This window comes from Ruania halotolerans, assembly GCF_021049285.1.
In the GTDB taxonomy this organism is placed as follows: Bacteria; Actinomycetota; Actinomycetes; order Actinomycetales; family Beutenbergiaceae; genus Ruania; species Ruania halotolerans.
Map to the genome: position 1 here is coordinate 3,201,014 of NZ_CP088017.1, position 20,020 is coordinate 3,221,033.

16 protein-coding genes and 1 riboswitch are annotated in these 20,020 nt (G+C 68.5%); of the genes, 4 read left to right on the forward strand and 12 right to left on the reverse strand.

Annotated features, from left to right (window positions below):
• Positions 1–7 precede the first annotated feature (7 nt).
• The 5 genes from LQF10_RS14360 to LQF10_RS14380 form a co-directional block, all read right to left on the reverse strand.
• Positions 8–1,102 carry a BMP family lipoprotein gene (locus tag LQF10_RS14360; protein WP_231064511.1) on the reverse strand — a complete coding sequence of 365 codons (1,095 nt, stop codon included), beginning with the start codon at positions 1,100–1,102 and terminating at the stop codon, positions 8–10.
• A 124-nt stretch (positions 1,103–1,226) separates the two neighbouring features.
• Positions 1,227–2,495: an amidohydrolase gene (locus tag LQF10_RS14365; RefSeq protein WP_231064512.1), complete on the reverse strand. Its 1,269-nt coding sequence runs from the start codon at positions 2,493–2,495 to the stop codon at positions 1,227–1,229.
• A 37-nt stretch (positions 2,496–2,532) separates the two neighbouring features.
• Positions 2,533–3,624: a mannose-1-phosphate guanylyltransferase gene (locus tag LQF10_RS14370; protein ID WP_231064513.1), complete on the reverse strand. Its 1,092-nt coding sequence runs from the start codon at positions 3,622–3,624 to the stop codon at positions 2,533–2,535.
• Positions 3,625–3,644: 20 nt separating this feature from the next.
• Positions 3,645–4,727 carry a YihY/virulence factor BrkB family protein gene (locus LQF10_RS14375; RefSeq protein ID WP_231064514.1) on the reverse strand — a complete coding sequence of 361 codons (1,083 nt, stop codon included), beginning with the start codon at positions 4,725–4,727 and terminating at the stop codon, positions 3,645–3,647.
• A 70-nt stretch (positions 4,728–4,797) separates the two neighbouring features.
• Complete coding sequence (locus LQF10_RS14380) at positions 4,798–5,394, reverse strand: 2'-5' RNA ligase family protein (RefSeq protein WP_231064515.1); 597 nt, start codon at positions 5,392–5,394, stop codon at positions 4,798–4,800.
• A 209-nt stretch (positions 5,395–5,603) separates the two neighbouring features.
• Here LQF10_RS14380 and galT point away from each other — a divergent pair, with 209 nt between their 5' ends.
• Positions 5,604–6,809 carry a galactose-1-phosphate uridylyltransferase gene (gene galT / locus LQF10_RS14385; protein ID WP_231064516.1) on the forward strand — a complete coding sequence of 402 codons (1,206 nt, stop codon included), beginning with the start codon at positions 5,604–5,606 and terminating at the stop codon, positions 6,807–6,809.
• On the forward strand, positions 6,806–8,002 hold the full coding sequence (gene galK / locus LQF10_RS14390) for a galactokinase (protein WP_231064517.1): 1,197 nt from the start codon (positions 6,806–6,808) through the stop codon (positions 8,000–8,002). The genes galT and galK overlap by 4 nt, the downstream gene beginning before the upstream one ends.
• 164 nt (positions 8,003–8,166) lie before the next feature.
• Here the strand turns inward: galK and LQF10_RS14395 are convergent, their stop codons facing one another.
• Positions 8,167–9,000, reverse strand: coding sequence for an exodeoxyribonuclease III (locus LQF10_RS14395; protein WP_231064518.1), 834 nt, complete (start codon positions 8,998–9,000; stop codon positions 8,167–8,169).
• Positions 9,001–9,078: 78 nt separating this feature from the next.
• A complete protein-coding gene (locus tag LQF10_RS14400) occupies positions 9,079–11,307 on the reverse strand; it encodes an MMPL family transporter (RefSeq protein ID WP_231064519.1) in 2,229 nt (742 codons plus the stop codon).
• Between the two features lie 156 nt (positions 11,308–11,463).
• Between LQF10_RS14400 and LQF10_RS14405 the strand changes: the two genes are divergently transcribed.
• Positions 11,464–11,931 (forward strand): MarR family winged helix-turn-helix transcriptional regulator, encoded by a 468-nt coding sequence (locus tag LQF10_RS14405; protein WP_231064520.1) that lies wholly within the window; start codon positions 11,464–11,466, stop codon positions 11,929–11,931.
• A 200-nt stretch (positions 11,932–12,131) separates the two neighbouring features.
• On the opposite strand, the gene LQF10_RS14410 is transcribed toward LQF10_RS14405, so the two are convergent.
• The 3 genes from LQF10_RS14410 to LQF10_RS14420 all read right to left on the reverse strand — a co-directional run bounded on the left by LQF10_RS14410 (position 12,132) and on the right by LQF10_RS14420 (position 15,026).
• On the reverse strand, positions 12,132–12,989 hold the full coding sequence (locus tag LQF10_RS14410; protein ID WP_231064521.1) for a bifunctional 5,10-methylenetetrahydrofolate dehydrogenase/5,10-methenyltetrahydrofolate cyclohydrolase: 858 nt from the start codon (positions 12,987–12,989) through the stop codon (positions 12,132–12,134).
• 26 nt (positions 12,990–13,015) lie between these two features.
• Positions 13,016–14,329, reverse strand: coding sequence for a serine hydroxymethyltransferase (gene glyA, locus LQF10_RS14415; protein WP_231064522.1), 1,314 nt, complete (start codon positions 14,327–14,329; stop codon positions 13,016–13,018).
• Between the two features lie 32 nt (positions 14,330–14,361).
• Positions 14,362–14,448: riboswitch (ZMP/ZTP riboswitch) on the reverse strand.
• A 47-nt stretch (positions 14,449–14,495) separates the two neighbouring features.
• Entirely contained in the window at positions 14,496–15,026 is a 531-nt protein-coding gene (locus tag LQF10_RS14420; protein WP_231064523.1) for a GNAT family N-acetyltransferase, read from the reverse strand.
• Positions 15,027–15,139: 113 nt separating this feature from the next.
• On the opposite strand from LQF10_RS14420, the gene purU reads away from it, so the two are divergent.
• On the forward strand, positions 15,140–16,036 hold the full coding sequence (purU, locus tag LQF10_RS14425; protein WP_231064524.1) for a formyltetrahydrofolate deformylase: 897 nt from the start codon (positions 15,140–15,142) through the stop codon (positions 16,034–16,036).
• Between the two features lie 43 nt (positions 16,037–16,079).
• Here the strand turns inward: purU and LQF10_RS14430 are convergent, their stop codons facing one another.
• Positions 16,080–16,802, reverse strand: coding sequence for a hypothetical protein (locus LQF10_RS14430; protein ID WP_231064525.1), 723 nt, complete (start codon positions 16,800–16,802; stop codon positions 16,080–16,082).
• 135 nt (positions 16,803–16,937) lie between these two features.
• Entirely contained in the window at positions 16,938–19,961 is a 3,024-nt protein-coding gene (locus LQF10_RS14435; RefSeq protein ID WP_231064526.1) for an alpha-mannosidase, read from the reverse strand.
• Between the last annotated feature and the right edge of the window lie 59 nt (positions 19,962–20,020).

The window sequence follows — 20,020 nt, forward strand, 5'->3', positions numbered from 1 at the left end:
GTCGTGATCAGTTGGAGCTGGGTGAGGTGACCTCCAGGTCACCGGCGATGATCTGCGCCTCGAGGTCCTCGATCTCGGCCTGCAACTCGGCCGGCACGGCATCCTCGAAGTCGTGGTACGGGGCCAGACCCACGCCACCGTTCTCCAGCGTGCCCACGTACGGCTCGGAGCTGAACTCACCATTCACCGAGGACTCGATGGTGTCGAACACGGCAGTCTGGATCTGCTTGAGCACCGAGGTGAGGATGAGCTGCTGGTAGTCAGCGTTCGCGGGCTGCTCGTAGCCATCAGAGTCCACCCAGATCACCGAGACTCCCTCGTGTTCGGAGGCCGCTCGCAGCGAGCCGCCACCGACGGGACCAGCCACCGGGAGGATGATGTCGGCGCCATCGGCGATGAATTGCTGGGTGGTGTTGTACCCGTTCTCCGTGTTGGTGAAGTCGCCCGTCATGGAGCCGTTCTGGGCTTCCTTGTCCCAGCCGAGGGCCTGCACATCGGTGCCGTGGGCCTCGTTGTAGGCGGCCACGCCGTCCACGAAGCCGTCCATGAAGATGGTCACCGAGGGGAATGGCTGCCCGCCGTAGGTGGCCACGGTGCCGGTCTCGGTCATCCCGGCAGCGAGGTAGCCGGCCAGGTAGGCGGCCTCCTGGGTGTTGAACAGCAACGGCTTGGCGTTCTCGAGTTCGACCGGGTTGAACTCGGCGTCGCTGAATGCGGAGTCGACGAGGGCGAAGTTGGCGTCCTCGTTCGCTTCGGCAACCTCCTGGATCGTGTCCTCGAGCGCGAAACCCACGCCGATCGTCAGCGAGCAACCGGCCTGAACCATCGCGTCGGCATTCGAGGCGTACTGGCCCGGGTCAGTGGACTCGGCGTCGCGGATCTCCACACCCAGCTCGGATTCGGCCTGGGTGAGGCCGTTGTAGCCGGACTCGTTGAAGGAGGCGTCATCCCAGCCGCCCTCGTCGGAGATCATGCAGGCAAGGAAGTCGCTGTTGTCAGTACCGGCATCGCCGTTACCGCCGGACTCTTCCGGGGCGGCACCACATGCCGTCAGCGTCAGGGCTGCGGCAGCCACGATGGCTGCGGGGATGGACTTCTTCACGTGGTCACTCCTGGTGTCGGTGGGACGCTCGACCGCTCAGGGTGCGAACGGCCAAGTGGCTGCCCTGACCTTAGACCCGCTCTGCGGCTCCTGTGTTACATGGTGAGATACCTGCCCGGAGTTGTTATCGAACTGGTACCTCACCTCCAGGCTCGGCCACGGCCTCGCCGGAGTGGAGATTCCTCCCGGCGTCCAAGGCGACGTGCGCGAGCAGTCGCGCACCGACGCCGATCGCGCGTTCGTCCACGACGAGCTCGGGCTGGTGCAGGTCGTAGCTGCGACCGCCCGGGGTGCGGGTACCCAGGCGCGCCATCGCCCCCCGGATCTGGGTGAGGTACCACCCGAAGTCCTCGCCCCCGAGAGACTGCTCGGTGAGTTGCACTGCGTCCTCGCCGAGTACGGCGGCGGCAGCGTGCTCCATCAGCGCCACACTCCCAGCATCGTTGTCCACCGGCGGTACCCCACGCACGATCTGCAGGTCCGCCTCCACCCCGGCCGGGGCGACGATCTGGTCCACCACCTCATGCAACAGAGATTCCGCCCGATCCCAGGCCCGCACGTCCAGACAACGCAGGGTCCCGCTGATGGTGCCCGTCGTCGGGATCGCATTCGGGGCCGTTCCTGCCTTGATTGCTCCCCAGGTGAGGTTCACCCCGGTGCGCGGATCGAGGCGCCGCCCCAAGACAGCGGGCGTCATCGTGGCCACCAGGCCGAGCGCGTAGACCACGTCCCCCGTCAGATGCGGGCGGGAGGTGTGCCCACCCGAGGATCTGATGGTCACTGTGACGGTGTCCGAAGCCGACGTGATCGGCCCGATCCTGGTACCCACGTACCCCACGTCCAGCTTGGGGTCACAGTGCACAGCGAAGATCCGGTCCACCCCCTCCAACGCACCGGCGGCGAGCAGGTCGAGCGCTCCGCCCGGTTGGACCTCCTCGGCCGGCTGGAAGATCAGTCGCACACCGGCCGCAAGCTGGTCCTCCTGGGCGAGCCGGGCCAGGGCCAGTCCTGCACCGAGCACCACCGTGGTGTGCACGTCATGCCCGCACGAATGGCTCACGCCACGCACGGTGGAGGCATAGTCGAGGCCGGTCGCCTCCTGGACCGGCAGGGCATCGAGGTCGGCACGCAGAGCGACCCGGCGGCGCTTTCGCGCCTGCGGACCCCCTTGGATCCCAGGCGGGTCGATGTCCACGGCGAGGCCGGTGGGGCTGAACCGGTGCGCGGTGAGCCCGATCTGGGCGAACCGGTCGGCCAAACGGTCACAGGTGCGGGTCTCGGTGCGGGCAAGTTCAGGATGCGCGTGTACATCCCGCCGAAACGCGATCAGTTCGGCGTCGAACTCGTCGAGGGCTGCCGAGAGCCGGTCGGTCAGGTCGGAACGGGAGAGCACCTTCCTGAGGTTACCCGCCACCGGCCGCCATGGAGCCTCAGGTGAGCGTGGTGCCGTCCTCGGACAGTTGCCGGACCACGTCCTTCACGTCTTGCGCCTGGGCGCGGGTGGTCACCAGTACGGCGTCATCCATATCCACCACGACGGCGTCCGGCACCCCGAGCAGCACCACGCGCCGCCCGGAGGAGGGCACTGCGAGCGCCCCCGGGGAGTCAATGGCCATGACGTCGCCGGCCTGACCGAGGACCCGGACGCCGTCGGGCCCGGCAGGAAGAAGGCCTGCGAGGGAATGCCAGTCCCCCACGTCGTCCCAGTCGAACTCGCCGGGCACCACGGCGACGCCCCCGGCGGCGGCCACGGGTTCGGCGATTGCATGATCGATGGCGATCTTCGTCAGCGCGGGCCACTCCTGCGTGAGAACGGCCTCGCGCTCATCGGTGTCCCAGGCGGCGGCGATCCGCTCCAGTCCGTCCGCGAGAGTGGGTTGCAGGCGCGCCAGATGGTCGAGCAGGACCCGGGCACGGACGACGAACATGCCGGCGTTCCAACGGTAATCGCCAGTGGCGAGATAGCCCGCGGCCGAGTCCACATCAGGCTTCTCGGTGAAGCCGTGCACGTGGTGGGCGCCGGCGCCATTCGCCAGCGGCTCGCCCACGTGGATGTAGCCGAACGCCGTCGACGGTGCGGTGGCGCGGATGCCGATCGTCACCACGTAGTCGTCGGCGGCGGTGGCCACAGCGGTACGAACAGCATCGGCGAACGCATCGGTATCGGTGATCACGTGATCGGCGGCGAAGGAGCCGACGATCACATCCTCTCCGGGATGGCGGCGGTGCAGCACGGCGGCGGCGAGGCCGATCGCCGCCATCGAATCCCGCGGGGCCGGTTCGGCGAACAGGTCGCTCGGGTCGAGATCCAGTTGAGCGGCCACGGCGTCGGCGTGTCTCGCCCCAGTGACCACCACGAGGCCGTCACTGAGCGGGCGAAGACGGTCCGCCGTCGCCTGCAGGAGAGTGCGACCGGTGCCAGTGAGATCGTGCAGGAACTTCGGATGGGCCTGCCGCGAGAGCGGCCAGAGGCGGGTACCGGCACCACCGGCGGGCACCACGGCGTAGAAGGACTGCGTCACCGGCTCAGCCTAATCACACCTCAGGCGTCGCGGGCTCCCTTGATCTTGCGGCCGATCCATCCGATCAGTCCGCCCCAGTACGGCTCGGGAGGCGGTGGATCCTCGGGCTGGACCCGGCCGGTCACCGGGTCGTGTTGCCACGCGAGCGTCTCGGGATCACTCAGAGTCACGTAGTTCGGGCTCTCGTCGAAGTGCGTCACCATGTCGTCCTCCACCTCCGGCGGGGCGGGTGGGTTGGATACCCACGCCGCCATCATCAACGTCACACGCACAATGAGGTTGATCCACAGCAGCAGTGTGGCCACTGCCGCCGCGGCTCCGGCGACCGGGCTGGTTTCCAGACTCCCACTGACCACGGCAGTGCCCAGGTAGCGGATCACGCCAGCACCGACGCCGGCGACCAAGGCACCGATCCACAGGTCTTTCCTCGGGGGGCGGACTCCGGCGAGTGTGCGGTAGAGCCACACGAACACCAGAACGTCGACCACCAGCACCACGAGGAGGCCGACGAATCGCAGAATCCAGGTGCCAGCGGTGGTGCCGTCCCACCCTACGAGGGAAAGTAGCCAGTCTCCGGCCGCACCGGCTGCGATGCCGAGCGCCGACGTCAGTAGTACGGAGAGGGCGAGACCGAGGAAGCCGGCCAGGTCGCGCAGCTTGCCGAGTACGGGACTCTCGGGCGGGGCTACCATCCCGAACATCGCCCGGATGGCGAGTCGGAGCCCCGCAGGCACCCGGATGGCACTGTTGAGCAAGATGATGACGGCGATCACGCCGGCGATGCCCGTGCCTCCGGAGAAGGTCAGGGAGTCGGGGTTCAAGATCCCGCTGCTCTGGTCATCGCCTGTTTGGATCACACCCGGGAGCGCCTCCGCGACGCTATCGACCACCCTGTTGTGCAGTTCCTCGTTCCCGCCGAGAACGATCGTGAAGGCGGTGAACGCGAGCGTAATGGCCGCCACCACCGAGAACAGTGCGGAGAAGGCGATCCCTCCGGCGAGCAGGTTTCCGTTGGCGGTGCCATAGCGCATGAGCCCCCGCACCACGCGCGTGTTCTTCAGCCAATCGATGAACCCTGCCAGTCCGGTCTTCTCACCTGCCATGGCTCCAGCATGTCGAACCCAGCCCGACGGCGCACCTCTGGATCCGGATGCATATCAGGTGGGGTGGCCCTCAGGAGGTGAGCACGTAGGTGCTCACGTCACGCCAGACGCCGTCCTCGCCGTGCTCATACAGGCAGAAGTGCGCGACAGGGAAGACGGCGTCGAAAGTGCGCATGTCCCGCGAGGCGGCGTCGAGGGCTGCTTCGTCCACCTCGTGGGCGAGGGTGACGTGCGGATGGTACGGAAAACGTAAGTCCTGCTGCACCGGCCCACCGTTGACGGCTGACTGCAGCCGGCCGCACTCGGCGATACCGGCCACGACCCGCACGAAGACCACCGGGGAGATCGGACGGAAGGTGTCCGTTCCGCTCAGCTCCACCACGAACGGGCGCTGCCCGGCTGCGATGCGGCTCAGATGGTGATGGACGTCGGCCAGTTCCTCCGCCGAGATATCGGTGGGCGGCAGCAGCGTGATGTGCGGCGGGATCGCATAGGCGAGCGGATCCTGGGCATCAATCCGGGCCCGCACCAGGCTCGCGGCATACGGCTCGGGAATCGGGATCGCCACACCGATGCGGACCGTGCTCGCGGCCCCCTCGCGGGAGCGCACAGCCGCGTCCACGCGGGAATCGGCGCTCGTGGGCACCGATGGCGCGCCGCGCATCATTGCGCGCTCCATCGGTCCGGCCCCTGCGAGGACTTCATCGTCGTATTGTGCCTCACCTTGCTGCAGGCTCTGCACATTCCAGGCATGGGCCGGAAGCGCTCATCGACGCGGCGGCCGCTCGGCTCCGGCGTCCTGCCGAGCGCTCACGGGACGCTCGGTGATGTGTTTTTGTGTGCGAACTCGTGCACTCCTGTGACAGACTGGTCGACGTGAGTGACCTCCCCGCCTTGACCACCACGCAGGTGCGCCGCACGCCCACCACCCTCGCCGACGGTCGCGACCTCTTCTACTACGACGACTCCCTGCCGTACGTCACCGGTGAACGGACCCGGCGCCTGGACGACCCGCGCCCGCTACCGGACCGGTTCGCCACGGTCGAGGCCGAGGATGGCAGTGCCCAGCCCGTCACGGGTCCCGAGATGCGCTACGACGTGCTCACTGGTGAGTGGGTCCCGATGGCCGCGCACCGGATGAACCGCACCTTCCTGCCCGGGCCGGACACGAACCCGCTGGCCCCTGCGAAGCCTGGCGCCGCGTACACCGACGGCGAGATCCCGGCCACCGACTATGACGTGGTGGTGTTCGAGAACCGGTTCCCTTCCCTGATGCGGGTGCCTGGAACACCCGATGAGGTCACCCCTCTGGATGGCGACGACCTCTACCCGGTTCGCCCCGCCGTCGGACGGTGCGAGGTGATCTGCTTCTCCCCGGACGCCGACGCGTCACTGAGCACGGTGAGCCCCACGCGGATGCGCACCATCGTCGAGGCGTGGGCTGATCGCACCGCCGCGCTCGCGCGGATCGACGGCGTGGAGCAGGTGTACTGCTTCGAGAATCGTGGCGCCGAGATCGGCGTGACGTTGCACCACCCGCACGGGCAGATCTACGCCTACCCGTTCCTCACCCCGAAGACCGAGACGATGCTCCGGCAGGCGCGCACGCACCGCGAGCGCACCGGAAAGAACCTGCTGCGGGAGGTGCTGGACGCCGAACTCGCCTCGGGCCGGCGCATCGTGGCCGAGAGCGAGCACTGGGTGGCCTACGTGCCTGCGGCGGCGCGCTGGCCCGTGGAGGTGCACGTGGCACCACGCCGGGACGTGCCCGATCTGCCCGCCACCACTGATGCCGAGCGCACCGATTTCGCCGAGTTGTATCTGAGCCTGCTGTCGCGGTTGGACCAGTTCTTCGTCGACTCCGACGGCGCTGCGATGCCCTTGCCGTACATCTCCGGATGGCACCAGGCACCAGTACACCAAGGCAGGGATGACCTGCGCCTGCACCTGCAGTTGTTCTCGATCCGCCGCGCGCCGGGCAAACTGAAGTTCCTCGCCGGGTCCGAGTCGGGCATGGGTGCCTGGATCTCCGACACCACGCCCGAGCGCATCGCCGACCGCCTGAAGGAGATCCACCCGTGACCGACGTGGTGACTGCCTGGACCGATGATGAGGGTGCCGCGCACGCGCGCGCACTGTTCGCCGAGATGTTCCCCGACCACAGGCCCGACGGCGTGTGGTCTGCCCCGGGCAGGGTGAACCTGATCGGCGAGCACACGGACTACAACGGCGGCCTGGCTCTGCCCATCGCCCTGCCACACCGCACGTATGTGGCACTTCGCCGCCGCGATGACGGCGCGATCCGGTTGATCTCCGGCCGCGAGTCGGGCGCCTGGGAGACCTCGCTCGACCAGATCGACCCTGGGGCCGTCAGCGGCTGGGGCGCCTACCCGGCTGGGGTGGCCTGGGCGCTGGAACAACTCGGTCATGCCGTGGGCGGCTTCGATGCCGCCGTGGCCAGTTGCGTGCCGTATGGGTCCGGGCTGAGTTCGTCGGCGGCATTGGAGTGCGCGTTCGCGGTGGCATTTGCTGCAGCCCCGGGCTGGACCGGTCCGGACGCAGCAACGGACCAGGGGCGCGTGCAGCTGGTGACTGCGTGTATCCGCGCCGAAAATGAGATCGCCGGAGCGAACACTGGCGGGATGGACCAGGCGGCGTCCTTGCGCAGCCAGGAGGGGCACGCCCTGCTGCTGGATTGCCGGGATGGCAGCATTCGGCACATCCCCTTCGACCTGGCCGCCGCCGGGCTCGAACTGCTGGTGATCGACACTAAGGCCGAGCACTCGCACGTGGACGGGCAGTACGCGCAGCGGCGCGCCACCTGTGAGGCAGCGGCGCAGACGCTGGAGGTGGCGACGCTGCGGGAGATCTCGCCGGACCGGCTGGACGGTGCACTGGCGGCGTTGCAGACGGACGAGGCGCGCAAGCGAGTGCGGCACGTGGTGACCGAGATCGGCCGGGTCAAGCAGTTCGTCGAGCTGCTCGATTCCGGGCGGGTGCGCGAGGTGGGTCCATTGATGGACGCCTCGCACGCCTCACTGGCCGAGGATTACGAGGTCTCCTGTGCAGAACTCGACGTGGCCGTGACCGCGGCGCGGGCAGCAGGTGCGCTGGGGGCCAGGATGACCGGCGGCGGATTCGGCGGTTCAGCGATCGCACTGATCGAGGCAGGGACGAGCACGCAGGTCTCCGCCGCGGTGAAGCTGGCGTTCACAGAAGCGGGCTTCGGCGCCCCCGCGTTCCTCACAGCGATCGCGTCCCGACCAGCGCACTGACCTGCTGGCTTCTCACTCGCAGAATCGCTCGTCGATGGGCTCACCGCATGGCCAGGGCTTTCGATCCGCAGGGTGAGCAATATCTGCTCAATCCGTAGGTCAAGGATCACACCGTAGGCGACCACCACCTCAGCGAGCGCAGGGCTGCCTGCCTGCGAGCCTTGTCAGGAGTACGTCACGCGCAACGGCGCGTGATCGGAGATGCGCTGGTCATACGCCGGCGCCCGATCCACCATCGCCTCAGTAGCGCGCCCGGCCAAGGCCGGGCTGGCGAACTGGTAGTCGATCCGCCACCCGGAGTCGTTGTCGAAGGCCTTCCCGCGCCAGGACCACCAGGTGTACGGCCCGTCCACGTCTCCGGCGAACTGCCGCCCCAGGTCCACCCAGCCGTGCTCGGCGGTCCATTGGTCCAGATAGGCGCGCTCCTCGGGCAAGAACCCGGCGCTCTTGCGGTTGCCCTTCCAGTTCTTGATGTCGCGCTCGGTATGCGCGATGTTCACGTCCCCGCCCACGACGGCGGCCCTGCCCTGCGCAGCCAACTCACCCATCCGGGCGGTCACCTTGTCCAGGAAGGCGTACTTCTCCTCCATCGATGGCGTCCCCACCGTGCCGGAGTGGATGTAGGTGGAGATGACGGTCAGCGGTGTCCCCGCTCCTCCATCGGCGTGGCTCGCCATGATGTCCGCCTCCACCCAACGACCCACCTCGCCATCGGCCCGGGTGGCGGGATCTCCCACACCCAGCCGGACGCCGTCGAACGGGATGCGGGAGGCAATGGCCACCCCGGCGCGCCCCTTGGCGGCCGATTCCTCATGCGCGAGGTGCCACCCCTCGCCGAGGAAGCCCTGCAGGATCTCATCCGTGGCGCGGACCTCCTGCAGGAGCAGCACATCGGGTGCGGCGGAAGTGAGCCACTCACCCATCCCGCGCCGGAACGCGGCCCGGATTCCGTTGACGTTGAAGGTGGCAATGCTGAATGTGGTGGAAGAAGACGACATGCCGCCATCCCATCACGGGGCACCGACACCCATGTCAACCAGACACCGGGCCACCGGGCCAGTCCGTGTCAATCTGTGTCAGTCCTGCGGCACCCGCTTCGCCCACGGCCACCAGGTGCGGCGGCCCAGATCGTGCACCAGCCCCGGCACCAGCAGGCTGCGCACCACGAAGGTGTCGATCAGCACCCCCACTGCCACGATGAAGGCGAGCTGGGCGAGGAAGAGCAGCGGGATCACCCACAGCGCGGAGAATGTGGCGGCCAGCACCAGACCGGCCGAGGTAATCACTCCGCCGGTCACCGCGAGCCCCTTGCGCACACCCGGCCGGGTACCGAGTTGCACCGACTCCTCCCGCACTCTGGTCATCAGGAAGATCGAGTAGTCGATCCCGAGTGCCACGAGGAACACGAACCCGTACAACGGCACGGTCGCATCCGCGCCAGGGAAGTCGAGTATGTGGTTGAACACCAGAGCCGCCAGGCCCATGGTCGCAGCGAAGGAGAGGACGTTCGCGGCGAGCAGCACCAGTGGCGCCACCACGGCGCGCAGCAGCAGGGCCAGCATGAGCGCGATCACGACGAGCACCACCGGGATGATCGTGCGCAGGTCCCGCTCGGCGGTCTCCTGGGTGTCCAGGCGTTGGGCGGCCTCCCCACCCACAAGAGTCTCGCCCGCCACCTCACCCAAGGCACTGCGCAGGTCTGCCACCGTGCTCAGCACCGCCTGACTCTCAGCGGAGTCCTCGGTGGTCACCTCCACCAGCACCCGGCCGTCGACCACCAGCACCTCCCCCTCGCCAGGGCCACTCTCGCCGTCGCGGACCACGGAGGCCGCAGTGACGCCGTCGACGTCCTCAGCTGCGGCGATCACGGCGTCCGCCTCCCCCTGCGGCACCACCACCTCGATCGGCTGCACGGTGCCCACCTCGAAGTGCGCGGCGAGTACCTCCTCACCCGCCACGGATTCGGTCTCGTTGAGGAACACATCGGTGTCGCTGGTTCCCTCGGCCTGGAAGGTCGTCGCAAACCCGGCAAGAATCAGGAGCACGACGGCGGTGCTCACCCAGACCGTGCGCGCTCGCGTGGTCACGACGTTCGCGACCGTGCTCCAGATGCCATGACTCTCGGCCTTGACGTGCTTGCCGGCCGAGTCCGAGGCCGCTGCGGGAGCGGCATCGTCGGGGACGTACCGGGGGCGACTCGGCCAGAAGACCGCGCGTGAACGCGAGCCGAGCACCAGCAGCAGCGCTGGAAGCAGGGTGAGGGCCCCGCAGACCGCGGCCGCGATGCCGATCGCGGCCACCGGGCCGAGGCTGGCGTTCGAGCCGAGGTCGGAGAGCAGCAGGCAGAGCAGTCCCACGATCACCGTGCCGGCGCTGGCCGCGATCGGTTCCAGCGTGGCGCGCCAGGCCACCTTCATCGCCGCGGCCGGGTGCTGATGCCGGGTGAGCTCCTCGCGATACCGGGCCACCAGCAACAACGAGTAGTCGGTGGCCGCACCGATGACCAGGATCGAGAGGATGCCCTGACTCTGACCGTTCAACAGCAGCACATCACCTCCAGCCAGCGGCACGATCACCAGGGCTGCCAGACACAGCGAGAACACCGACGTCAGGATCACCGCGAACGGCAGCAGCGGCGAGCGGTACACGATCGCCAGGATCACCAGCACCACGGCGAGGGCGACGCCGAGCAGAATTCCGTCGATCCCAGCGAACGCAGAGACCAGATCGGCCACGCCGGCGGCGGGACCGGTTACCCAGCCGGCCAGGCCGGCATCAGCAAGCGTGGCACCCACTTCCGCGCGCAGGCGCTCCACGACGGCGGTCGAGACCCGCTCGTCATCCTCGCCGACGAGGTCGCTGGCCTGGGCAGCGTCCAAGGAGACCGGGAGCAGCGCCGCCGCACCGTCCTCGCTGGGAACGACCGGGACCTGCCCGGCAGTGAGGTAGTCGGCGATGCTCGCACCTCCCGGCAGATCCAGCCCGGGAATGGACTCGGCGAACGCGCCGATCGTGGCGAAGTCCTCCTGGGTGAGATTCTCGCCGTCGGCGGCCTCGACCACGAGCAACGCAGGGAGGGACTCATCCACCGAGAACTCGGCAATCAGCTCACTGGCACGGGTGGACTCCGCACTCTCTGGCAGGAAGGCAGCCTGGTCGTTCTCCTGAACGCTTGAGAGGTTGCCCTGGGCCATCCCCCCAAAGCCGCCGATGGCGAGCCAGGCCACCAGCGCGAAGCCCACCACGAGGGATCGAACCAGCGCGGGTCGTCGACCACCGGCAGAGTTAGTCAGCATGCTGAGCATTATCGGTAGGAAGGCTGCTTCGCGCAAGTGGTGGTCGCGGCAATGGATCGAGTGTTGGACTTCTCGGCTCTATCTCACAAGGTGAGCGAAAAGCAGCGCACTCGCGCCACTGGGGCGGGCTGGGTGAGGAGGGCGGGCGGTGGCAGGATAGTCGTCGTGCCACACTCCACTCCGCCCGCTGACGCACCGGAACCTGCACCGGGCCCCGGGGTGGCCGAATCACCAGACCAGTGGCCCACCGGACGCCTGCTCTCCGCCGCCGCCCGCCGCGTGGAGCGAGCCTGGGACGCCTACCTCGCCCAGTGGTCGCTGAGCCACGCCTCGGTGCCTGTGTTGGCCATCCTCGCCGGCGGCGGCCGCTCCCAGCGTGAGATCGCCGAACACACCGGAGTCACCGAGCAGACGATGAGCCGGATGATTCTGGGCCTGGAACGCACCGGCTACGTGCAGCGAACACCGCACCCGGACGATCGCCGCCGGCACATCGTGGAGATCACCCGCGAGGGATTCGCCGCCCTGAGCTCACTGAACGTGGCCGACGCAATCGAAGGGCTCGTCCCGCACGATCTGGACGTGAGCGAACTCGCCGAGCTCCGCAGGCTACTCATCCGCTTTCTCGACTAACCGCACCCTCGCCGCTCGCCGGGGGCGGACTTGTGGTCAGCCCCAACTCGCCGGGGGCGGACTTGTGGTCAGCCCCAACTCGCCGGGGGCGGTCTGGTGGTCGATTCCTGAAACGAGGGCAGGATTCTGGTCGCTCTCGGGCCGAGAATCGACCAGAACCCCGCCCTACATGCGGTGGGGAGTTGCGCCCGGCGCTGTGCCTACTGAGCGCCAGTCCCCGCCCGGCGCTCGGCCGCCTCAACGGCGTTGCGGAACAACATCGCAATCGTCGTCGGGCCCACCCCGCCCACGCGCGGGGTGATGGCGCCCGCCACTGCCTCGCAGGATTCGTCCACGTCCGGCAGCAGCTTGCGCCCTTCGTAGCGCACGCCTCCCCCGACCACGGTGACGCCCGGCGTCAGGTGCTCCGGCTGCAGGATGCCCGGCACACCGGCGGCCGCGATGACCACTTCGGCGCGGCGGGTGTAATCGGCCCAATTCGGCACCCCCGTGTGCACCACGGTCACGGCAGCGTTCGCCGTCGGGCGCTTCTGCGAGAGCAGCAGGGCGAGCGGGCGTCCCAACGTCGTCCCCCGGCCCAGGATGCACACCTCACGACCGGAGATCGGCACCTCGTAGTGCGCGAGGATCGCCTCGATGCCCGCGGGGGTGCACGGCACCGGACCGGGCATGCCAAGAGCCAGCCGACCCATGTTCACCGGGTGCAGCCCATCCACGTCCTTGTCCGGATCGAGGGCGAGCAATGCGGCGTCGAAGTCGATCTGCGGCGGGGTGGGGTGCTGGATGAGCACGGCGTCCACGTCGTCCGCGTCGTTCATCTCCCCGATCGCGGCGAGCACATCTGCCTGGCTTGCGTCCTGGCCCAGGTGAATGTGCGGCGAGGTGAAGCCGATCTCGGCAGCGCGCTCCTGCTTCATCCGGATATACCCGGCGCTGGCCGAGTCCTCGCCGACCAGGATCGTGCCCAACCCCGGGCGGTGCCCGGCTGCCACGAGTGCCTCGATCCGGGGCGCCAGGTCGGCGAAGACCGCCTCCGCCACCGGCTTTCCCGGCATCATTCGGGCACCTGCCTGCTGCGCCGCGCTCACTGGACGAGCCCCGGGTAGAGCGGGAAAGCGTCAGTGAGCTTCTGCACGCGAGCCTTGGCGGCCTCGATGTCGGCACCCGACCCCGCGGCCAGCACGGTGCCGATGATGTCAGCCACCTCGCGGAACTCGGTCTCGCCGAACCCGCGGGAGGCGAGCGCCGGGGTACCGATCCGCAGGCCTGAGGTCACCCGCGGCGGGCGGGGGTCGAACGGGACGGCGTTGCGGTTCACGGTGATACCGGCGGAGTGCAGGAGGTCCTCAGCCTGCTGCCCGTCGAGCGCGGAATCACGCAGGTCCACCAGCACCAGGTGCACATCGGTGCCGCCGGTGAGCACCGATACTCCAGCGCCGGCCACATCCGATCCGGTGAGCCGTTCGGCGAGGATCTGCGCACCCTGGACGGTGCTGGCCTGGCGAGCGGCGAACTCCTCGCCCGCGGCCACCTTGAGCGCCACTGCCTTCGCAGCGATCACGTGCATCAGCGGACCACCCTGCTGGCCGGGGAACACGGCGGAGTTGAGCTTCTTCCCGAATGCTTCGGCGTCACGGGCCAGGATCAGCCCGGATCGCGGTCCGCCGAGCGTCTTGTGCACGGTGGTGGAGACCACGTCGGAGTGCGGCACCGGGCTCGGGTGCAGTCCAGCGGCCACGAGGCCGGCGAAGTGCGCCATATCGGTCCACAGGTACGCGCCCACCTCGTCGGCGATCTCCCGGAATGCGGCGAAGTCGAGCTGGCGCGGGTAGGCGGACCAGCCGGCGATGATCACCTTCGGCTTGTGCTCGAGGGCGGCATCGCGCACGGCGTCCATGTCCACCCGGTAGGTGTCCGGGTCCACGCCGTAGGCCGCCACGTTGTAGAGCTTGCCGGAGAAGTTGATCTTCATCCCGTGCGTGAGGTGCCCACCGTGGGCGAGCGAGAGCCCGAGAATCGTGTCGCCCGGGGTGGCGAGAGCGTGCAGCACGGAGGCGTTGGCGGTGGCCCCGGAGTGCGGCTGCACGTTCGCGTACTCGGCACCGAACAGCGCCTTGGCCCGGTCGATCGCGAGGTTCTCGGCGATGTCCACCTGCTCGCAGCCGCCGTAATAGCGCTTGCCGGGGTAGCCCTCGGCGTACTTGTTCGTCAACACCGACCCCTGCGCCTGAAGCACCGCGCGGGGAACGAAGTTCTCGCTCGCGATCATCTCGAGGGTGTCACGCTGGCGGCCCAGCTCCCCCTCGAGGACGGCGGCGATCTCAGGGTCGAGCTCGGCGAGGGTCTGATCCCGCACCGGAGTACTGGCCGGGGACTGGTCGGTAGCGAACTGAGTCATGAATCCTCCACGTGGCGATGCTCTCAGGGTTCACTCGCGGCCCAGGCGGGCGACCGCGAGTTTCATCTGCTGCATCGCTCCCCGGTGGTGATCCACCTTCGCCAGTCGCGATGGGTTCAGCCTAGCAAGGCAGTGCCCACAGGTCGATCCACATGTCGAGTCCGGATCAGCCGTTGACGGCGGAGGTGCTCTCTTCCGCAGACTCACTCTCGGCCGCCGCTGCCATCCCGCCGAGGATCTTGCGCAGGTAGGCGTACGTGAGATCGCCGGCGTTCTGGTCGTACTGGTGCTCGAAGCCATGCTTGGCGTAGAGCGAGAGGTTCTGCTTGGAGTCCTGCCCGGTGAACACCCAGACCTCTTGGGTCTGTTCGGGCAGGTAGTGCAACACCGCCATCAACAGCTGGGTACCGATGCCCTGGCCCTGCAGGTCCGGCACCACGGCAAGGCGGCCGAGCAGCGCGCGATCTTCCTCCAGCCCCACTCGTACCGACCCGACCAGGCGTCCGCCCGCCCAGGCGCCGAGCGTGACGACGTCGGTGCGAGCCAGGTCTTCGGTGAGCTCGTCCAGGGTCTGAGTGAGCGAGGGAATGTGCGGATCGTCGTAGAGCTGCGCCTCGGTCACGAATGCGGCACGGCGCACGGTGAGCAGTTCACCGGCATGCTCGGCGTCAATGACGTCGATCTTCAGCTCATCCATGGGCCCATCCTTCCATCCTCGGCCGGGCTCTGCGTACTGGAACACACGTCGAACACGCACCGGCTGGCCCGGCCGGTGCACGCGGCACCCGCACAGCGCACTACCCTCGCGGTGTGGCGAACGAATCGAACGAGACGACCGTGCCGATCCAGGCCGCTGAAGCGGCCGAGACGCACTGGGTCCTGACCCTCTCCTGCCCCGACCGCCCAGGGATCGTGCACGCGGTGGCGGGCGCCATCGCGACCCGCGGCGGCAACATCACCGAGTCCCAGCAATTCGGCGACGCCGCCACAGGCCTGTTCTTCATGCGGGTCCAGGTGGAGGCCGATCTGCCGCAGACCGCGCTGGAGGCAGCAGTGGCCCCGGTGGCCGAGCAGTTCGGGATGACCTGGCTGGTGGACCGGGTGGGCCGGCCCATGCGCACCCTGGTGCTGGGCTCGACCACTGAGCACTGCGTGGGAGACCTGCTGTTCCGCCAGCGTGCTCAGCGGCTTCCGGTGGACATCGTGGGCGTCGTCTCCAACCACACCGTGCTGCGGCCGTTGGCCGAGTTCTACGGGGTGGGGTTCCACCACGTGCCCGTGACGAAGGCGACCAAGGCGGACGCCGAAGCCCGGCTGCTCGAACTGGTGGACGAGTTGGACGTGGAGTTGGTGGTGCTCGCCCGGTACATGCAGATCCTCTCGGACGAGGTGTGCACAGCACTGGCCGGCCGGGTGATCAACATCCACCACTCGTTCCTGCCGAGCTTCAAGGGCGCCCGACCGTACGCGCAGGCGCACGATCGCGGAGTGAAGCTCATCGGAGCCACGGCACACTACGCCACGGCATCACTGGACGAGGGGCCGATCATTGAGCAGGACGTGGAGCGGGTGGACCACTCCGACGACGAGTCCGCGCTGGTGGCCATGGGGCAGGACGTGGAGCGTCGCGTGCTGGCACGGGCGGTGCGCTGGCATGCCGAGCACCGGGTGCTCCTGGACGGTCACCGAACCGTCGTCTTCCGCTGACGAGGCTGCGCCGGGTGGAAGTCTCGACAGACAGTGCTGAACGTCAGCGGTACAGGTCGTCGCCCTTGCCAGACTGCCCGCCGAACGGAGTATCGCCAGAGGAACCCGAACCCGGGATGCTCGAACCGCCCATGCCGGTGCCGTAGAGGCCGCCACCAGCCGCCGCCTGGGCTTGCGCGAGCTGCTTCTTCGCCTTGCTGTAACTGACCGCGCCCCGGATGCCGATAGCCAGGCCGATGAGGCCGAACCACCAGGGCCTGAAGTAAGTCCCGCCCGTCGGGGAAGACGCCGCGATCCCGAACGAGATAAGGAAAATCAGCAGCGCGGCAGCGGCGATGGCGAAGCCGATCCACATCCCGCGTCGGTTGTCCTTCACCTGCTTCTCGATCAGCGCCATACTGGCCCCGCCGGGGGCCATCGACGGGTCGTAACCGCCGGGCTGGTTGGTGGACTGGGCGTACGGGCCGGTCTGTCCGGTGGCGGGAGCGGGGTCATAGGCGTTCCCGCCACCGTGTGCACCGGGGCTGCTGGGGTTCTGCACGCCCGGATTGCTCGGGCTGTAACCACCGGCCGGGCTCGCGCCACCATATCCGGGCTGACTGCCGTACCCGCCTTGACTGGCCTCACCGTAGCCAGCCGCATCATCGACCCAGAAGTTCCATCCGGAGGGGGCTTGCGGCCAGGACGGGTCCGGCTGCCACCCTTGAGTTGGTGCGAAGCCGGCCGGAACCTGCCAGCCCGGAGGAGGATTGAATCGCTGCGCCATGCCGGCACTCTAGCGAGTCGCGCGCCTCCCGCGCACCGCTGACCACGGGCAGAACTGCCCACAAGCACATCTGTGCGGCGTCCATCGCGTGAATCCACCCGCGAGAACGCCGCACAGGGTTGCGCTCGCCGGGGCTCAGGAGCGGGCGAACCGCAACGTGCAGAGCTGGAACGGTCGCAAGATCAGGTGGGCTCGGTTGCCGTTGGCCCGCACCCCGGCCCGGGTGGGACCCGGGCGTTCAAGCAGGTCGGTCTCCACCGCTCCAGTGGTCTCGAAGTCAGCCTCCAGTACGGCCTCAGCACGCCGCCCATGCGCCTCATAGAGCCGCACCACCACATCGCCGGAACCGTCCTCGGCCAGCTTCACGGCCTCCACCACCACGCCGGGGTGATCCACGGTCAGCAGCGGCGCCACCGCACGCTCGCCGGTAACCTTCCGCAGCGGCAGGTTGGTGGCGTACCCGGCACGCACGGCGCCGTCGATCCCCACGCCCACGGCAAGGGTGGTGCGCAGCACGTGTGTGCCCTGATCGGCGTCCGGGTCCGGGAACAGCGGCGCCCGCAACAACGACTGCCGCACCACGGTGATCGGGTTCCCGGCATCGTCGGTGTCGGCGTGGATGTCGTGACCGTAGGTGACGTCATTGGCCACGGCGACGCCGAAGTCCGGCTCACCCACGTGCACCCACCGGTGGGCGACCGTTTCGAAACGTGCGGCATCCCAGGAGGTGTTGACCGCCGTCGGGCGGTGGATGTGCCCGAACTGGATCTCGGATGCCGCACGTTCGGCGGTCAGGTCGAGTGGGAAGGCCAGCTTGAGCAGCTTCTGCCGTTCGTGCCAGTCCGCCTCGGTGGTGAGCTGCAAGCCCTCGGCGGAGAGTTCGATGCGCTGCGTGATCGTGGAGTCCCCGAAGGAGCGCCGCACCACCACAGCCGCCGCGTGGCCGTGCGTTTCCGTCGTGATCTCCTCCGCGTCCACCAGATCCGTGACCACATGGCGGTAGTGAGCGTCGATATCCCAGGCGTCCCACTCGTTCGGGATGTCCCGGTGCACCTGCAGGAGGTTCGCCGCACGACCGGCCGGGATCACCTCGCGGTCGGTGGCCAGGTCCACCAGGGACGTGATCAGGCCGCGCCCGTCCACGCTCACACGGATCCGGGAGTTGGTGAGAATCCAGTCCTGACCGGCCACCTCGAGCCGCACCTCGCCCACCGGTTCGGGCGAGGTCACACCACCCAGCGCAGGCACCCCGCCGACGGCGTAGGGTCCCGCGTTCAGGGACAGTTCCGTCTCACCGGTGCCCACCAGGGCCGAGATCGCCTCAGCGATCAGATCGTTCAGCTCGGCGGCGATCGCCTCGTAGTGGCGCTCCGCCTCGCGGTGCACCCAGGCAATGGAGGAGCCGGGCAGGATGTCGTGGAACTGCTGCAGCAGCACCTGCCGCCAGATCCGCTGCAGCGCCTCGGCTGGGTACTCCGCACCCGTCCGCACGGCTGCGGTGCTCGCCCACAGCTCGGCCTCGCGCAGCAGGTGCTCGCTGCGCCGGTTCCCCGCCTTGGTGCGGTGCTGGGAGGTGTAGGTGCCGCGGTGGTACTCCAAGTACATCTCCCCGGTCCACACCGGGGGGTTCGGGTACTCCTCACGTGCCGCATCGAAGAACCGGTCCGGGGTGGAAAGCACCACCTGCGGGGAGCCCTCCAGATTCGCCACCCGGCGTGCCTGGGCGACGATCTCCCGCGTGGGCCCTCCCCCGCCGTCGCCGTAGCCGTACGGTGCGAGCGAGGTGTTCGCGCGCCCCTTCTCCGCATACTGCCGCTCCGCACGAGCGAGCTCGGGCCCGTCCAGCATGGAGTTGTAGGTGTCCACCGGCGGGAAGTGGGTGAAGATCCGGGTGCCGTCCAGGCCCTGCCAGTCGAAGGTGTGGTGCGGCATCGTGTTGGTGTCGTTCCAGGAAATCTTCTGCGTGAGGAAGTACTCCTTCCCGCTGGCCCTGGCGATCTGCGGCAGGGCGCCGGAGTAGCCGAAGGAGTCCGGAAGCCAGACCTCGCGCGGCTCCACACCGAACTCGTCGATGAAGAACTGCGTGCCAGCCACGAACTGGCGGGCCATTGCCTCCGCGCCGGGCATGTTGGTGTCGGACTCCACCCACATGCCACCCACCGGGATGAACCGCCCTTCGCGCACCCGTTCGGCGATCCGGGTGTACAGCTCGGGGTAGAACTCCTTGATCCAGGCGTACTGCTGGGCCGAGGAGCAGGCGAAGGTGAACTCCGGGTCACGGTCCATCAGGTCCAGCACATTGGAGAAGGTGCGGGCGCATTTGCGGACCGTCTCGCGCACCGGCCACAGCCAGGCCGAATCGATATGCGCATGCCCGACCGCGTGCACCTGATGCGCCGAGGAGGTCGCCCCGGCACTGAGCACCCCCTCCAGGAGGCGACGGCCGTGCGCGGCGGTGCCTGCGACGTCGTCGGGGTCCACAGCATCGAGCATGTCCTCACATGCGCGCAGGATCTGCGCGCGCCGCGGCGAGGAGGCGTCCAGCTCCAGCATCAGGCCCTGCAGCGCGAGGACATCGGCCGTGAGGTCGAACACGTCTCGGTCGAGGAGCGCAAGATCAGCGGCACGGAATCGGTAGATCGGTTCGGTGCCGGCGGTGGCCTTGTCCCCCATCTTCGTGGGCTTGATCCACTGGCCGTCCGGCACATCGGGGTTGGCCGCCGCTTCGACGTAGACATCCAGTTCGTGTGTGTCGCGGGCCAGGCCGAGGTGCTGGTTGCGTGGTTCGAGGCCCTTGAGGATGCGCCCATCCGGCGACCAGAGGGCCCCCTCGGCCTGGAAGCCGGGTCCGGCGCCGGTGAAGCCGATGTCGACCACCAGCTCCAGCTCGCAGGTGCCATCGGCCAGCTCATCGGCCCACCCGGTGGGCACGGAGCCGGTGAGGTGGAACCAGACGGTGCTCCACGGCCTGCCCCACGGGGAGCCCACATCGAATGGACGGTAATCCTGCCTGACTGCCTCGGCGAACGGCACCGGTTCGTCCGGGACGTCCCAGGCCGTGATCGACAGTGGTGCCCGGGCACGGTACTTGGCCGGGAGGAGGCGTTCGGCGATGAATCGGCGCAGGCGGTGCTCGGTGCGGGCAGTCGTATCGTGCACGGTCAACCTTCGGGTAGGACGGCGTCGGCCACGGTCCAACTTAGTCTGTTGCCCAGGCC

Coding starts and splice junctions, on each gene's coding strand:
- LQF10_RS14430 (WP_231064525.1), bottom strand. CDS start 16,802: ATGGCGCAGCGATTCAATCCTCCTCCGGGCTGGCAGGTTCCGGCCGGC.
- LQF10_RS14420 (WP_231064523.1), bottom strand. CDS start 15,026: ATGGATGAGCTGAAGATCGACGTCATTGACGCCGAGCATGCCGGTGAA.
- LQF10_RS14380 (WP_231064515.1), bottom strand. CDS start 5,394: ATGATGCGCGGCGCGCCATCGGTGCCCACGAGCGCCGATTCCCGCGTG.
- LQF10_RS14400 (WP_231064519.1), bottom strand. CDS start 11,307: ATGCTCAGCATGCTGACTAACTCTGCCGGTGGTCGACGACCCGCGCTG.
- LQF10_RS14375 (WP_231064514.1), bottom strand. CDS start 4,727: ATGGCAGGTGAGAAGACCGGACTGGCAGGGTTCATCGATTGGCTGAAG.
- LQF10_RS14395 (WP_231064518.1), bottom strand. CDS start 9,000: ATGTCGTCTTCTTCCACCACATTCAGCATTGCCACCTTCAACGTCAAC.
- glyA (WP_231064522.1), bottom strand. CDS start 14,329: ATGACTCAGTTCGCTACCGACCAGTCCCCGGCCAGTACTCCGGTGCGG.
- LQF10_RS14410 (WP_231064521.1), bottom strand. CDS start 12,989: ATGATGCCGGGAAAGCCGGTGGCGGAGGCGGTCTTCGCCGACCTGGCG.